General features: G+C 66.9%; 14 protein-coding genes and 1 pseudogene. 3 read left to right on the plus strand and 12 right to left on the minus strand.

Annotated elements, in window-relative coordinates; translation table 11 throughout:
• Positions 1–74 precede the first annotated feature (74 nt).
• Positions 75–1,238 carry a hypothetical protein gene (locus F4554_RS32785; RefSeq protein WP_238341446.1) on the minus strand — a complete coding sequence of 388 codons (1,164 nt, stop codon included), beginning with the start codon at positions 1,236–1,238 and terminating at the stop codon, positions 75–77.
• 641 nt (positions 1,239–1,879) lie between these two features.
• Here F4554_RS32785 and F4554_RS30780 point away from each other — a divergent pair.
• Together F4554_RS30780 and F4554_RS30785 are read left to right on the plus strand one after the other, a co-directional pair.
• Positions 1,880–2,863: a phosphotransferase enzyme family protein gene (locus F4554_RS30780; protein WP_179791085.1), complete on the plus strand. Its 984-nt coding sequence runs from the start codon at positions 1,880–1,882 to the stop codon at positions 2,861–2,863.
• Between the two features lie 172 nt (positions 2,864–3,035).
• A complete protein-coding gene (locus F4554_RS30785; RefSeq protein ID WP_179791086.1) occupies positions 3,036–3,455 on the plus strand; it encodes an MFS transporter in 420 nt (139 codons plus the stop codon).
• Here the strand turns inward: F4554_RS30785 and kaiC are convergent.
• The 9 genes and pseudogenes from kaiC to F4554_RS30830 form a co-directional block, all read right to left on the minus strand.
• Positions 3,443–4,921 (minus strand): circadian clock protein KaiC, encoded by a 1,479-nt coding sequence (gene kaiC / locus F4554_RS30790; protein WP_179791087.1) that lies wholly within the window; start codon positions 4,919–4,921, stop codon positions 3,443–3,445. The genes F4554_RS30785 and kaiC overlap by 13 nt on opposite strands.
• Positions 4,911–5,237: a circadian clock KaiB family protein gene (locus F4554_RS30795; RefSeq protein ID WP_179791088.1), complete on the minus strand. Its 327-nt coding sequence runs from the start codon at positions 5,235–5,237 to the stop codon at positions 4,911–4,913. Before F4554_RS30795 ends, kaiC begins: the two co-directional genes overlap by 11 nt.
• 245 nt (positions 5,238–5,482) lie before the next feature.
• Positions 5,483–6,328 (minus strand): AAC(3) family N-acetyltransferase, encoded by an 846-nt coding sequence (locus F4554_RS30800; protein ID WP_179791089.1) that lies wholly within the window; start codon positions 6,326–6,328, stop codon positions 5,483–5,485.
• Positions 6,329–6,399: 71 nt separating this feature from the next.
• Complete coding sequence (locus F4554_RS30805; protein ID WP_179791090.1) at positions 6,400–7,140, minus strand: dienelactone hydrolase family protein; 741 nt, start codon at positions 7,138–7,140, stop codon at positions 6,400–6,402.
• Between the two features lie 203 nt (positions 7,141–7,343).
• Positions 7,344–8,318 carry a phosphotransferase family protein gene (locus tag F4554_RS30810; protein ID WP_179791091.1) on the minus strand — a complete coding sequence of 325 codons (975 nt, stop codon included), beginning with the start codon at positions 8,316–8,318 and terminating at the stop codon, positions 7,344–7,346.
• A gap of 10 nt (positions 8,319–8,328) precedes the next feature.
• Positions 8,329–9,258 carry a nitrilase-related carbon-nitrogen hydrolase gene (locus tag F4554_RS30815; protein ID WP_179791092.1) on the minus strand — a complete coding sequence of 310 codons (930 nt, stop codon included), beginning with the start codon at positions 9,256–9,258 and terminating at the stop codon, positions 8,329–8,331.
• An 8-nt stretch (positions 9,259–9,266) separates the two neighbouring features.
• A complete protein-coding gene (locus F4554_RS30820) occupies positions 9,267–10,040 on the minus strand; it encodes an aminoglycoside adenylyltransferase domain-containing protein (RefSeq protein WP_179791093.1) in 774 nt (257 codons plus the stop codon).
• Positions 10,041–10,050: 10 nt separating this feature from the next.
• Entirely contained in the window at positions 10,051–10,743 is a 693-nt protein-coding gene (locus F4554_RS30825) for a DUF899 family protein (protein WP_179791094.1), read from the minus strand.
• 222 nt (positions 10,744–10,965) lie between these two features.
• Positions 10,966–11,781 (minus strand): annotated as a pseudogene (locus tag F4554_RS30830) (DinB family protein).
• Between the two features lie 189 nt (positions 11,782–11,970).
• Here F4554_RS30830 and F4554_RS30835 point away from each other — a divergent pair.
• Complete coding sequence (locus F4554_RS30835) at positions 11,971–12,642, plus strand: Type 1 glutamine amidotransferase-like domain-containing protein (protein WP_179791095.1); 672 nt, start codon at positions 11,971–11,973, stop codon at positions 12,640–12,642.
• A gap of 42 nt (positions 12,643–12,684) precedes the next feature.
• Here F4554_RS30835 and F4554_RS30840 read toward each other — a convergent pair whose 3' ends face one another.
• Positions 12,685–13,236 (minus strand): SRPBCC domain-containing protein, encoded by a 552-nt coding sequence (locus F4554_RS30840; RefSeq protein ID WP_179791096.1) that lies wholly within the window; start codon positions 13,234–13,236, stop codon positions 12,685–12,687.
• A 148-nt stretch (positions 13,237–13,384) separates the two neighbouring features.
• The gene (locus tag F4554_RS30845; protein WP_179791097.1) at positions 13,385–14,146 is read right to left on the minus strand and encodes a P-loop nucleotide/nucleoside kinase family protein; all 762 of its coding nucleotides are present in this window, start codon (positions 14,144–14,146) and stop codon (positions 13,385–13,387) included.
• Positions 14,147–14,163 lie beyond the last annotated feature (17 nt).

A 14,163-nucleotide genomic window follows, 5' to 3' on the forward strand; every position in this document is an offset into this window, starting at 1 on the left:
GGCCCTCCGCGCCGCGGGACGCGGGCGGAGGGCCAACCACGGTAGGCGTCGCACTACGTTATTCCAGACCGGAGTCAGGCCGCAGCGGTCTCACTGTCGGGACGCCGACGCCGCAGAGCGAGGGCTCCTCCAGTGATCGCCAGTCCCAGCAGAGCGCCACCAGCGGTGGTCGCGGCACCAGGACCACCGTTCACACTCGCCCCATCGCCGGTGTTCGGCCCGCCGTTGTCACCGTTGCCAAGCGCCGATCCGCTGGCGGGAGTCTGCACCGTCGATGCAGTGGTGGGCAGCGGCGTGAGTTCGGTGAAGTCGTCGCACCGCGTGTTCGGGTCGAACGGGCTGTTGGCGTTGTCCGGGTTGACGGTGCAGTCCGTCTGCCAGACCTGCTGCGTCGAGTCGGTCTTGGTCACGAGCGTGACCGCAACGTTGTTGCCATGTGCGGTGATCGACGCGCAGACGATGCCGGTCGGGATGGGCGTCGGGGTAGTAGTGTCAGCCCCTGTTTCGGTGAACAGCACCCAGGGGTCGACGCTGCCGGCGCCGCGGTTCTCCTTCCAGATCCACAGGTCGTTGTCGGTCCCAGGCACGTAGACGAGGAACTTCTCGTTGTTCTGCTGCGACGAATCGAGGCAGAGTCCCGGTCCAGCGGGACCTGCGGGCCCAGTCGGACCCGTGGGGCCAGTCGGCCCAGTCGGACCCGTGGGGCCAGTCGGACCCGTCGGCCCAGTCGGACCCGTCGGCCCAGTCGGACCCGTGGGGCCAGTCGGACCCGTCGGTCCCTCAGGACCAGGAGGGCCAGGAGGGCCCTGCTTGCACTTCACCTTGGGGTGATGACCCTTCTTGTCGTCACCCTTCTTGTGGTCGCTCTTCTTGTCGTCGGCCTTCTTGTCGTCGGCCTTCTTGTCGTCGGCCTTCTTGTCGTCGGCCTTCTTGTCGTCGGCCTTCTTGTCGTCGCTCTTCTTGTCGTCATCCTTCTTGTGGTCGTCCTTCTTGAACTTCACGCACCACCACTTGCCGTCGTGCTTGCCGTCGTGTTTCCCGTCGCTGGAGACGGTGGCCTGAGACTTGACCGCAGCACTGCTGGCGGCAGAAGGCTTGTCGCTCGCGCCGGCCTGCGAGGCCGACACGAACGCAAGAAGACCGCCGATGACGATGGTCGAACTGAGCACCGCCAATGGGCGGCGACATTTTCTCACCCTCTGGAGCAGAGGGCGGGTTTCGGACGAATGCTTGCTCATCCGACTCCCCCCATTCTGTCGGACAGATTTTCCGGAAGAGCACATGCACGACGAAAACCCTCGAATTCTGGGAGTGGTAAATCCGATAGATTCGTCGTGCCGGTGCGTTGAGGGGATACCCACTCGGATGGAGCCGATAGCCATGGAGTGCGCTTTTACGATTATTAGCGGGACTACACCCGTTTGGCGCTCAGACGAGGTAGAAGCACAGGAAGACGGGCCCGAACGAGGGGGCGTGCCCACCGCCGGCCGAGTGTGCGCCGAGCCGCTTGCGGACCCTGGCCGCCGGCCGCCGGCCAGGGCTGGGTGGAGAGGCGGGGTCATGCCGCGGCCAAGTCGCCGTGTAACCGATGTGCAACTGGCACGGCGGCCCCGGCGCGATGACACGGTCGGCCTCCCGGGCTGGTACATCAGCGCCGCCCGAATGCTGCCATGTCCCAACCGCGCCACCAGATCTCGCAGCGTCGCCCCCGGCTTCTGGGCCGTGAGAACGTTCCCGGTGCGGCGAAGATCGTGAAAGTGCAGGGCATTGCCGTCACGCGAGAGTGGAGTCCGAGTTGCCACAGTGGCCGACAAATAGATAGCCGACGAAGTGCGCGGCGGCTAGGCTCCCCGCCTCACCAACGGTCGGAGGAGTACCGATGACCCGGATCAGGCAGCCCGAGGAACTGGCCGGCATGGCTCTCTTGGCGTACGACCTGGCGCCCGACACCCGTCTATCGCTGCTGGCATCCGGCCTCACGACGGCTTTCCAGGTGGTTACGGCAGACCGGCGGTACGTGCTCCGGGTGCACCGGCGGGGCTATCGGACCGCCGCCAACACTCGGGCGGAGCTGAACTACCTCCGCGATCTGGGCGAAGCCTTGGTCGGCGCAGATGTCGACTCACCCCGGCCGGTGTCGACTCGAGACGGCGACCTGGTGGTCGAAGTGTCCGACGATCAGCACTGTGACCTGATCACGTGGGTGGACGGTGAGGTCCGACGGCCCGAGAACGGCCTCGATGTGGGAGCGGTGCGGCAACTCGGGCGCGCCCTGGCACTCATCCATAACGCGTCCGACGGCATCACAGCGCCAAGCGACCTGCCCCGCTGGGATGCCGACGGAATGTTCACGACGGCTGGGTCTCCTTTCCGGCCGTTGATGGATATTGATGATCTGCTGTCCACAGCGGACCGTGCGGACTTCGACGATATCGCGGGCCGTACGCGCGAGATATTCGCCGAGCTCAGCACGGAGTTTGGGGTCATCCACTTCGACTACATTCTCGGCAACGTTCATCTGTCCCGAAACGGGAATGAGTGGCAGGTCGGTGTTTTTGACTTCGAAGATTGTGGACTCGGCCACTACCTGTACGACCTCTGCCCGATGCTGGGGAACCTCGCTGGATATCCTGCCGGCACATACAACCCGGATTATCCCGTACTCCGCGACACATTTCTGGACGGGTATCGCAGCGCCCGACCGTTGCCAGTCGAATGGGAACGTCATCTTCCGGTTCTCATGGCGGCCCGGCATGCCAATCACTGTTTCCTGACTGCTGGGCTGAATGTATCCCCGACACCGCGAGAAGACGCCGCTTGGCGAATGGACCTGGCTCGGCTCAGCTTGGAACTCCCGGTCTGAGATCGGGGGACACCTTGTCGTACGGTCGCTGGCCGACTGTGGGCAGTGGATCGGCCAGGCGCTGTCGGACCTGGGATCGAATGCCTCCCTGGCGGGCTGGCTCCAGCGGGCATCAGCATCGTGCAGTCCACCATCCTGGTCGGCGGCCTGGTCGGCGGCCTGGTCGGCGGTCTTGGTCGGATCGCTGATCGCACCGTGGCTGCAACCGCGGTTCAGCGCGCCGGTACTCATCATCGCCATGTCATGGCTGGGCACCGCGCTGTTCACCATCACCGCGATCCTGCCGGGCACGTACGTTCTCGCCGTCCCACTGGTGCTCGCCATGCTCATCAGCCCGTCGGTGAACGCCACGATGTTCGCCTACCGGATCGCGATCACGCCAGACGTCATGCAGGGCAGGGCGCAGAGCACGACCGGCATGATCGCGATGGCACTCAACCCCATCGGCCCACTGCTCGGCGGCCTCCTGATCGAGCTGTGGGGCGGACAGTGGGCCTTCGCCGGCCCGGCCGTGATCGTCGCGGCCGCAGCGGGCATCGCGACCGCCGGCCGGGGCGTGCGCAAGATGCGCCCGCTGGATCAGGGGGTGTAGTCCTCCTCGTCGTGCAGAGGAGTGGCGTCGGGGAGCGGGTCGCCGATGTGCATGCCGTCGTCGTCGATGGCGACCTGGCGGATCGCGGTGTCGTGGCCGGAGCCTCGGTGTTGCAGGATCGCGATGACGCGGTGCATGTTGCCAGCGCGTACTACGTAGCGCAGCGTGATGGTGGTGTCGATGAGGCTGGCGATTTCGGAGGCGATGGCGGGTGTGAGGCTGGAGGTGAAGCGTCCGGTGGGGGCAGAGGTGTACAGGCTGGAGATCTGGCCCTCCCGCAGGAGAGCGCTGAGAGCGAGTACGAAGTCCAGCAGACCGCGGGGGGCGACGATGCGTTCCAGGGCGGAGAGCGTGTCGATCACCACCCGGCGGGGCTGGAACGTCTCGATCTCGCGACGGACGTTGAGGAAGTGGTCCTCGATCGAGGCGGTCTCGGGATAGCTGGACACCACCCTCAGCCGCCCGGTTTGTTGCATGGCGGCCAGGTCCAAGCCCCAGCCCATGGCACTGCGGGACAACTGCTCGAGCGTCTCGTCGAACGTGTACAGCAGGCAGCGCTCACCAGCGTCGAACGCCGCCTGGGTGAACTTCAGGCCGGTCAGCGTCTTGCCCGATCCTGTCGGCCCGGTGAGCATGACGATGGAGTCGCGGTAGATGCCCCCTCCACACATCCGGTCCAGGCCGGGGTTGCCGGTGGAGACTCGCTCGGTGGACGCGTGGGTGCCGGGCCGCAGGAACGCGAGCGGGATGATGACGAGGCCGTCGATCGGGTCGATGGTGAACAGCCACTCACCGGTACGGTGCGGAGCACCGCGAAACTTGACGATCTCCACGGTGCGGCGACGCCGCTCCCCACGGAGGACGTTGCGCAGGACGATCACGTTGTCCAGGACGAACTCCTCCACGCCCAGCTTGGACACCCCGTTGTATTCCTGCAGCCGTTCGGCGGTGACGACGGAGGTGACACCGAGCTCTTTCAGGTGCGAGACGAAGCGGAACAGCTCGGCACGTACCGAGGCGACGTTGGGGTAGCGGGCGAGGACGGCGCCGATGGAGTCGATGCAGACCCGTTCGGCGTTGATCGTGTTGACCGCGCTCTCGATCCTGCTGACCAGTGCGGCGTAGTTGTAGTAGCCGGTGGTCGTGCTCTCCTGCGAGGTGTCGACCGAGGCGTCGACGAACCTCCACTTCCCTTCGGCTTCCCACTGTTCGATGGGGAAGCCCAGTGACGTCGCGTTGCGGCGCAGGTCGGCGGGTGGCTCCTCGAAGGTGACGAAGACGCCAGGGGTTCCGTACTTGGCGACGCCACGGGCGAGGAACTCCATGGCGAACAACGTCTTCCCGGTGCCGGTGCTGCCGGTCACCAGCGTGCACCTGCCGCTGGGCAGGCCGCCAAGGGCGATCGGGTCGAACCCGTTGATACCGGTCGGCACCTTCTCCAAGGCCATGCCGCTGTTATTGCTCATCTCGCAGCCGTTCGATCCGGGACTGGAAGGGAGTGGGGAGCCCCAGCGCCGCCGACGTGCGTTCGTCGTCGGACAGGTCACCGACCACCCTGATCGCCGGCAGTGGCTCGGTCCGAACGACTGTCGGGGTGAGGACGATCCGTTCCTGCTCGGCGAGGTCGGGCTCCTCGTCGACGTCGACCACGGAAAGCTCGTACCGGCCCGGGACCAGGGCCTCACACAACGCCGTCAGCTGTTCCTGCGCGTGCAAGGAGTCTCCCGACCGACCCACCACGAACAAGGTCAGCACGAACCTGGTCGATGTCGGGAAGCCCACACCCACCCCCGCTGCGCACTCTGCCTGGTCACTGGCGCTGACGACCCTGGAGCAGGTTGGTGGCCTCTCAAGGGTCCTCCTGCCTCATGCGCTCCAGCACGGAAAGATCACGGCGAATACGAGCACGGGTCGACGGATCAACACTGCCCAGTCCGTGCCGTCGCTCCTTGGCTCATGCCGGTCATCCGCTTGGTCTGCGCGTCCCTTACCCGAGCGTCGTTTCAGCCGAAACACCCACATCGACATCAACCGAGTCGACGCGGCTTCCCGTCCTGGCACGCCGGGGACGAAGCCACTACCGATGCCCCGGCGTTGCGGTGCTCTGCGAACCAGCGGGCGGCGTAGTCCACCAGGGGACGGTGCGGGACGAGCAGGGCAGTCGCGTCCCCGACCTGGCCGGTGCGCTGCAGGCCCGTCTCCTTGGCGAAGGCTGACCCAACGTCGTCGAAGTCGTGGTCGTGGACGATGATCTCCTCGTACTCCACCCATCGGCGTTCACCGTCGATCAGCAACGGTGCACCGTTGGGCACCGTGTCAGCCAGAGTGCCGCTGCGGTGTTCGGCCAGGTGCAGGATCGTGCTCTTGGAATGCCCCACTCCCAGCAACAACGTCCTGGCGTCCAGCTCGTACATCGTCTTCAGTGGGGACCGTTCCCCATTCGGGGAGTCCAGGTCGTGAACTGCGACGATCTCGGCGGCGCGCGGTCCAAGCGCTGCGAAGGATCGGTGCGGGTGGGCGCTGCGCACAGCGCCGGGAATGGCGCGGAACAGCTCCGCCACCTTCCCCATCGTCCTGGACGGGGTGACCGCAGGGTCGTAGGCGGGCAGATGGTCGCGTACGAGCTGCCAGGCCTCGCGGGGAACGTCAGGATCATTCAGGTACGCCGGGTCGCACAGCTGCCAGGACTGCGAGGGCATCACCAGAGTCCCGGACTCACCGAGGACTCTGAGCAGGGCCTCGATCACCGCCTGCTCCCCACCCACGACCCGGCCGATCCGAGACAGCGAGACGTGAGCGAGAACGACCGAACCCTCCGCAACGCCCAGATCACGAAGGTCCTCAGCCAGCCTCTCCACCGTCACGAAAGCCATGCTGCTCCCCGATCCCAACCACACAGGTCACGTATTCCGGCCAAGCGTATTCAGACGAGCACGGCCCGGTCTCACTTCAGGTGCCGGTCGAAGAACCGGTTCCCGTCGTCCACCTCGAACCACGGGGTGCCGGCGTGCCCGCCCAGATTGGCGTGCAGCGTCTTCTCCTTGGAGCCGAAGGCGTCGAACAGGTCCAGGGCCAGCTGCCGGTCGTTCCCTTCGTCGTCCCACTGCAGCAGGAACAGCAGCGGAATGGTGACCTGCCGGGCCTCCTCGCGCAGGGCCCTGGGCACGAAACCCCCGGCGAAGAACCCGGCGGCGGAGATACGCGGCTCGACCACCGCCAGCCGAATGCCGATGGCGGTCATCCCCGAGTACCCGACCGGGCCGCCGATCTCGGGCAGCGACAGAAGGGCGTCCAGGGTGGCCTGCCATTCCGGGACCGCCCTTTCGACCAGCGGGACGATGAGGGCGTCGAGGATCTCCTCGATCGGTTCGCCGGCTTCCTTCGCCCGGCGGAGATCGGCGCGGACCTGCTCGTCGGCGGCGGAACGGGGCCGCTCACCATGCCCGGGGGCGTCGACAGCGGCTACGGCGTAGCCGTACTTCGCCGCGGAGTGCCGGGCTCGGGCCACCAGCCGTGATTCCCGCTTGTGCAGGCCGCCGTTGTGGCCGATCAGGATCAGCGGGGCCGGGGCCGGGGAGGGACCCGGTGCAGAACCAGGCGTCCACAGGACGCCGGGGATCTCGCCGAGGGTGAATTCGCGTTCGAGGACGCCGTCGTCGAGGCGCTGTTCGGAAGTGAACTCCATGGTCGTGCCTTTCGGGAGTGCTCGTGAACGGCGCTCCCGGACGACCTATCGTCCGACCGTGACCCCGGAGGAGAGCACCCATGTCGCTGCGTTCACGGATACCACCTCCTCTGTCTCTCGCACGGCCACCGGAAAAGTAGCCTTGGGCGCCGTGGTCCGCCAACGGTTTTTTGCGGAGGCTGCGATCAGCTACGGCTGCCTGCTCAGGCGCCGGTCGCGGGCAGGGGACCGCGTTCGAGACGTTCGGCGAGGAGCTCGGCAGTGGCGGTGAGATGTTCCTGTTTCCAGGTCCGTAGGCTCCACCCCAGGTGGGTGAGGCCGATCTGCAACTCGTAGCAGTGGTGGCGTACGGCGGCGTCGACAAGGGCACTCCGGTCGGCTCGTACGGCGGGGTCCTGGAGCAGTCCGGACAGCGGGTCGACGACGGCGATCCCCGGATAGAACACGGGCCCCCAGACACTGCACCAGGCGGCGTCGTAGAGGAAGTCACCGCGGAGCGAACACTTCCAGGAAATCACCGCCTGAACCCGGCGCCAGTCCGGACTCACCAGCACGTTGCCGTGCAGGAGATCACCGTGGATGAGGTCGCGGCGCTCGGGGCAGGCCTCGATCAGCGTTTTCACCCGGTCGCAGACCGCCGTGGCCAGGGCCGCGAGCTTCGGTTCGGTATCCAGGGCGGCGCGCCATCCGTGCGCCCGGTTCCCCGGATCGTCCTCCAGCCTGGCGAGGACGAGCTCCCGCCAGCTGGGGGCCGGAGCGCCTGCCGGGTGCCACATCACCGGGGTACCGGGGGACGCGGGTACCCGGAGGAGCGCAGCGAGCAGGCGGGTGAGGGTGGGGGCGACGGCATCGGCGCACTCGACCGGCACGTCCTCCAGGAACTGTCCGTGGTGACGTACGGAGATGGCGTACGCCCCTCCGGCCGGCGTGGTCCCCACCTCCCTGACCTGCGGTACCGGCAGATCGGGTCCACTGAAGGCCATGGCCATCCGGTCGGTTTCGTACCAGGAACGTTCACGACCGAAGCGGATCACCAACTCTTCCCCGCCCACGCGGTAGGCCCATGCCGATGACCACGCCCCGCCGGTGAGGGGCTCCAGGTCGCTGGGAGTGCCGCCGGAGTGCCGGGCGAGGAATGCGGCGACCTCTTCGCGCTCTTCGTACGTGGGCTCTTGCATCCGGCCAGTATCAGCCCAGGTCGTCCGCGGGCCCGTCGACGGGTCGCTGGGCACGTGGCTGGGATGAGCCGATCAGCTCGACCCTGCCGGTTCGGCTCCGCGCCGCGGTGAGGTGGCGTGCCCGCCAGGATCTTCCCGAGTCGTAGCCCGGATGCACCGCCCGGTTGTCCGGGTCGAGGTCGGCGAACACGACCTGAGGTATGCCGTCTGCTCGGCCGCGGGCCAGCCAACGATCATCCGGGGCCGCGACGCCGGACGCGACGGTGCCCGGCACGGTACCGGGAACGGCGAACGCGACCCACATCTCCGTCAGCAACGCGTGGGCCAGCGGTCGCCGATCGTCCAGTGACTCTGCTGCCAGTCCATCGCTGTAGCTGGCAAGCAGCACACAGTCCGCGCCCAACGACTCGTACTCGGTGAACACTTCCGGACATCGCGCCTCGATGCACAGCGCACATCCGAAGCGCATCCCGTCGACCGAGATGACGGTGGCGTGGTCGCCCGCCGCGAACATGAACGACGACTCGCTGTTCGACAGGTACCGCTTGTCGTACCTGCCTTCCAGAACCCCACGATCGCTGATCACGTACAAGCTGTTGAACGGCCGACCGGACTCGGACTCGCGGTGCACCGAACCGACAACGGTCCACAGTCCAAGCTCCCCGGCATGGTCGATCGTCAACTGCCGCTCCGCCGCGATCACCCGCCAGTCCAGTCGAGACCAGTCCGACTCCGCCAGCCGATCCGGATCGCTCGACATGACCCGCTTGTCGGGATACCCGGACAGGGCGGCCTCGGTGAACAGGACGAGCCGAGCACCGCCGCGGGCAGCCAGCCCCATCAACTCCCGGACCCGACGCCCCCGCTCCCGAGTCGACTCCGCATCCGGAAGTCCGTTCGTCCCGACACCCTGCGCCACGGCGATCCTCACTACTGCCACACACGAGATCATCCCAGCGTGGCTTCACGGAGCCGAGTCGCCACCGCCGAAAGGAGCGCGTCGACCGCGGCCTCATCAAGTACGGCGTACTCCCCGCGCCGGAGAGCCACGGCCGCATCGATCACGCCCGGGTCGGGCCAGCGGGGGTGGGCCCAGGCGGCACCTTCGAGTTTCGACCCGAGTACGCCTTCCTCGGCGAATCTCCAAGCCCTGCACGCGTTCAGCACCGAATAGAGCGTCGCCTTCTCGTGTGCGCGGTGCCATGCCATGGACTCGTACATGGCTTCCAGAAGGGTGGTACGAGGGACATCAGCGAAGATCCTTCGTGCCGGGGGCCCGCTGATCACAAGGCCGGACCGGTGCGCGATGGCCCGGTCCAGCACGTACCAGAAGCCGGGCTCGGCCGTTGCGTCGATGTGCACGGCAGTAGGCATCCGTGGACCGCCGTTGGCGTTGACCTCGAAGTCGGCACCTGCGGGAGGCGAGCCCGCGATCTCGCTGCGGTAGAGCGTGAACTCCAGGCCGCGGGCTGGACAGCCCGCACTCGCCTCGACGACGGCCGACGCAACGCGCCTCTTCTGCGGATCAGTGAGCGCGGTGCTCGTGACAGCGGTTATGTCGATGTCGCTCTCGCCGGGGAGATATCCGCCCAGGGCAACGGAGCCGACGAAGTACACGCCGACCAGATCCGTCCCGAGAGTGCGAGCAAGAACCTCCGCCACTTGGTCACCGAACTCGGCGACCTCGGGGGTGAGCACCCACCCGTCATCCGGCACCCGCATGCGACGCGACTCAGCTTCGAGTCGGTCGCACCGGACGCCAATCGGCGCCGCGGCCTTCGGGGGTGAGATCCAGCGCTCCCCAAAGCGACCAGGACAGGTCAAGATGGCGGTCATCTTGTCCCTTGTCGCTGGGTGGCTTCTCGGCGGTATAGAAGTGGCGGATCGACCCGTCGCGGCGGGTGAAGACGTGCATCAGCGACCGCAGGTCACCATCGGCCGTGACGGCCCCGTAAGCGCGAGAAAACGAGGCGTCGGGGTCGGCAACCAGCCGTACGTTGCGCCACCGGCGTTCCCGCCCATAGGCACGTAGGGCATGGAACGGCGCCGGTGCGACCACCGCAAAGCCGACCCGTTGCTCGAGGTCTGGGGCCGCTCCGTCGTATCCGTCGATCAGCGAAGTGCACATTCTGCAGCCCGCACCGTTGCCGTCATACATGAAGCTGTACAGCAGCAGGCTCTCGTGGCCGCAGAACAGCTCGCTCATCCGCACGTCGCCTGCGACGTCACCGTCGTCAATGTCGCGCGGGCCTTCGGAGAATACGAAGTCCTCTGGAACCCGGCCACCGGGAGGAAGCGCGCGACGCAGCTGCGCCACCGCCTCGATCCGTCGGGTCAGGTCGTGCTCGGCCTCGGCGAGAGCTGCGCGCGCGGCGGCATACTCGTCACTTTCGCCCGGCTGGCGTCTCGTCTCACCGTCGGCCATCACCAGGTCCTCCTCGCCGACTTGTCGTTCGAGTCAGTGACACTGACCTTGCCGACAATGGCGAAGGCGCGCAAGTACCACCGGGTAGCGGCCTCCACCGTCGCGGCGGGCAATGGACCGTCGTCGAGGCCGTCGTGCGCCACACTGCTTGCAGATCGATTCACGAGACCCGGGGTGGGCGGACCAGAACAACGCCAACGTTTCATTGACAAGGCAGAGCCTTCACGAGCGGGGCTGTGCCTCAGCATCACCGACCGGCCGGAAATGGTCGGCCGCCGCTTGAACTTCGCTTACCTGCTCGCGCCAGAACGTCGGGTCTGCAGCGACCGATCCGTCAGCGCCGATTCGCCCGTCGATGAGTTCACGGATGATGTCGGCGTGCCCGGCGTGCCGCGCGGTCTCGCCTGCCATCCCGACCAGGAGCACTCAGAGGGTCGTCTCCTGGCGACCCTTCGCCCAATGCGCAACGTGACCTGGACTGTCCAGTTCGAGGTCGGCGATCGTGGCGTCGGAGTGAGCACAGGCGTTGCGGTAGACGCCGGTGATGTAGTCACTCGACTCATCGGGGGTCGCCCACATGTCGGTCTCGGTGTAGGGGTCGTCTCGGAACCAGGACGGTCGCTCGTACGCATGCCGGCCGAACGAGTCGCCGAAGTAGCCGTACTCACAACCGGCCAGGTGCTTGACCAGACCGAGCAGGTTCGTGCCCGTCGGGGTCAGCGGGCGACGCCGGTTGTACTCCGACAACCCGTCCAGCTTGCCGAGCATCGCTGCGCGATGGCCACGCAGGTTCGCCAGCAGCACCGCTTTGAGATCGGTCATCACCATCACCTCGCGACCTGACCGTAGCGAGCGCGGGGACCGGTCACTCGAACGAGGTCGCCGCGCCCCTTCACCGCCACGCCGTCGACCACGAGATGGCCCGGCCCGCTGACCCTGGTGAGATCGTGTACGAGGGTCAGTTCCAGGTCGGCGTGATACCGCGCTTACGTCGCGAGCAGACTCCGCTGCCCGACCGGCTCGCCCTCGGGCCGACATGCGCTGGCAGAGAACGATCCACACGGAGCGACCGCGACAGAACTTGATCGGTCCCGATACCGCTCGATCTTGATCTGCGGAACGCAGTGGACTTGCACTATTTTTGCGGCGTTCAGCGGCGACAAAATTTCGCGGTGGCCCCAGGTCTGTCCTTCGGACCGCTCCATCGCACTCCAATCGGGAGGCGTCTTGAAGCTCCTTCTCACGTCCGGTGGCGTCACGAACACCAGCATCCGCGATGCTCTGGTCGATTTGCTGGGCAAGCCGATCGCCGACTCCAGCGCCCTGTGCATCCCCACCGGGATGTACGGACATCCCTCGGTCGGCCCTGGCACCAGGGCCTGGCAGTTCATCAGCGGCAACTCCGGAAACCCCATGGTCGACCTGGGCTGGAAGTCCGTCGGCGTGCTGGAGCTCACCGCGCTGCCCAGCATCGACGAGGAGCGCTGGGTGCCCCTGGTCCGCGAGACGGACGTCCTGCTGGTCGCCGGCGGCGATGTCCTCTACCTGTGCTACTGGATGCGGCAGTCCGGGCTGGCGGACCTGCTTCCGTCGCTGAGCGAGACCGTCTGGGTGGGGCTGAGTGCGGGGAGCATGGTGATGACCCCCGAGGTCGGCGAGGACTTCATCCAGTGGAGACCTCCGACCGGGGACGACAGCACGTTGGGCATCGTCGACTTCTCGATCTGCCCCCACCTGGCTCAGGACGGCATGCCGGGCAACTCCATGGCCGAGGCGGAACAATGGGTGGCCGGCATCTCGGGCCCGGCGTACGCGATGGACGACGAGACGGCCATCAAGGTGGTCGACGGCACCGTCGAGGTCGTGTCGGAAGGGCACTGGAAACACTTTCCCGCCTAGCTCATCAGGGACCGAGGTGTCGGCCGCCCCGACCCTGCGGAGCTAGCCGATGGCCGCTGCCAGGTCCTGGTAGGCAGGGACGAGTTCGCCCCAGCGCTTCTCCTCGTCGCCTCCAGGTTCGCGCCCGGCGAGGTAGGCGGCCAGATTCTCCGCGTGGATCTGCCATCCGGCTCCGTAGAAGGCGACCTTGTTCAACGGCATGCCGTGGGTCTCGATGACCAGGATGGTCTGGCCTCCGTCGGCGGTCAGCGTTGCCTCGAGGGTCTGGTCGAAGGGCGGCACGCCACCACTTCGCTGCCAGGACTCGTCGGTTTCCCTGGTCACCACCCGCAGTCGCCGCGGCGGTTCACACACCTCCACCCGCCCGACCCCGCGCAGGTCCGGGCCTTCGAGATAGGTCTGGAACTCTCCGCCGGCACGAAGGTCACCGTCGAGCTCGCCGTACCAGCGGGCCACTCGGCTCGGATCGGTGATTGCCGACCACAGGTCGTCGATGTCGGTGTCGTAGCGGTCCTCGATGCGTACGAGGCCCGTGCCAGCGGCAGTCCCCAGGCTGCCCAGGATGCGGGTGTCGCCGCCGGTGGTGTTGGTCATCCGGTGCTCCTTCGTTCGCGCTTCCCGCGAGCCACGTCGGTGTGCAGCGCGTCCGCCAGTGCCCGCAGGACTTCCTCCACCCGAGCAAGATAGCCATGTGCTTATGTAACGGTCAAGGTACGAAGCGAGCGGAAACAGGAGGCGGACGTCAGCGGACGGGGTGGTGTCCGGGTGCGAGGAGCGCCGGCGATCGGCTGGACAGCGCAGCCGCCGCGTCGCTCACGGTCAGATCCACCAGGGCGTCACACGTTGGTTCGGCGCATTCGCAGTCGAACGAACGGATGACCTGGTCGGCGTCACGCGGTACCGAGGCCCGCTCGAACGCCTTGAGGCAGTGGGTGACAGCGACCTCGTTGGCGTAGCGAAGCAGCTGCTGCCGTTCACGCGCACCTCGCGCCGTCGGACCGGCGGCGATGACCTTGGCGAAGTGGTTCTCGACTGCGGCGAGAGTCTGGCTCACGGTCTGGTTGTCGACGACGAGCGTGGCCGCGTCCGGGGCGGCATCGAGTTGGCTCCGGATCAGCTGCCGGCCCCACAGATACCCATCGTGTACCTCGTCCGGGTTTCGCTTCTCGAGCCGGGCTCGTTGCTCTTCTTTCGAGGGCATCAGCCACACCGCACTGCCGGTTGGCGTGGTCAGGTCGGGAGTCACAAGCGCACCTTCGACCACGACCAAGGGCCAGGGCAGTGACCGCAGATCCTCACAGATCATGGGGCCGCGGTCGAAGTCGCCCGGACCACTCTTCGGCAACGCCACACCGGCCGCCGAGGCCCGGTCCCAGTACTGCCACGTGTGCGCATCCACGCTGTACCAACGCAGGCCGTGACGCCTCGCCAGCAGCCGGCTCACCGTCGTCTTGCCGGCGGCGGCCGGGCCACCGATCCACAGAACCTGCGTCAGATCTCCCATGTCCCCTCCCGATGACC

It is taken from the genome of Actinopolymorpha rutila (assembly GCF_013407855.1).
Taxonomy (GTDB): domain Bacteria; phylum Actinomycetota; class Actinomycetes; order Propionibacteriales; family Actinopolymorphaceae; genus Actinopolymorpha; species Actinopolymorpha rutila.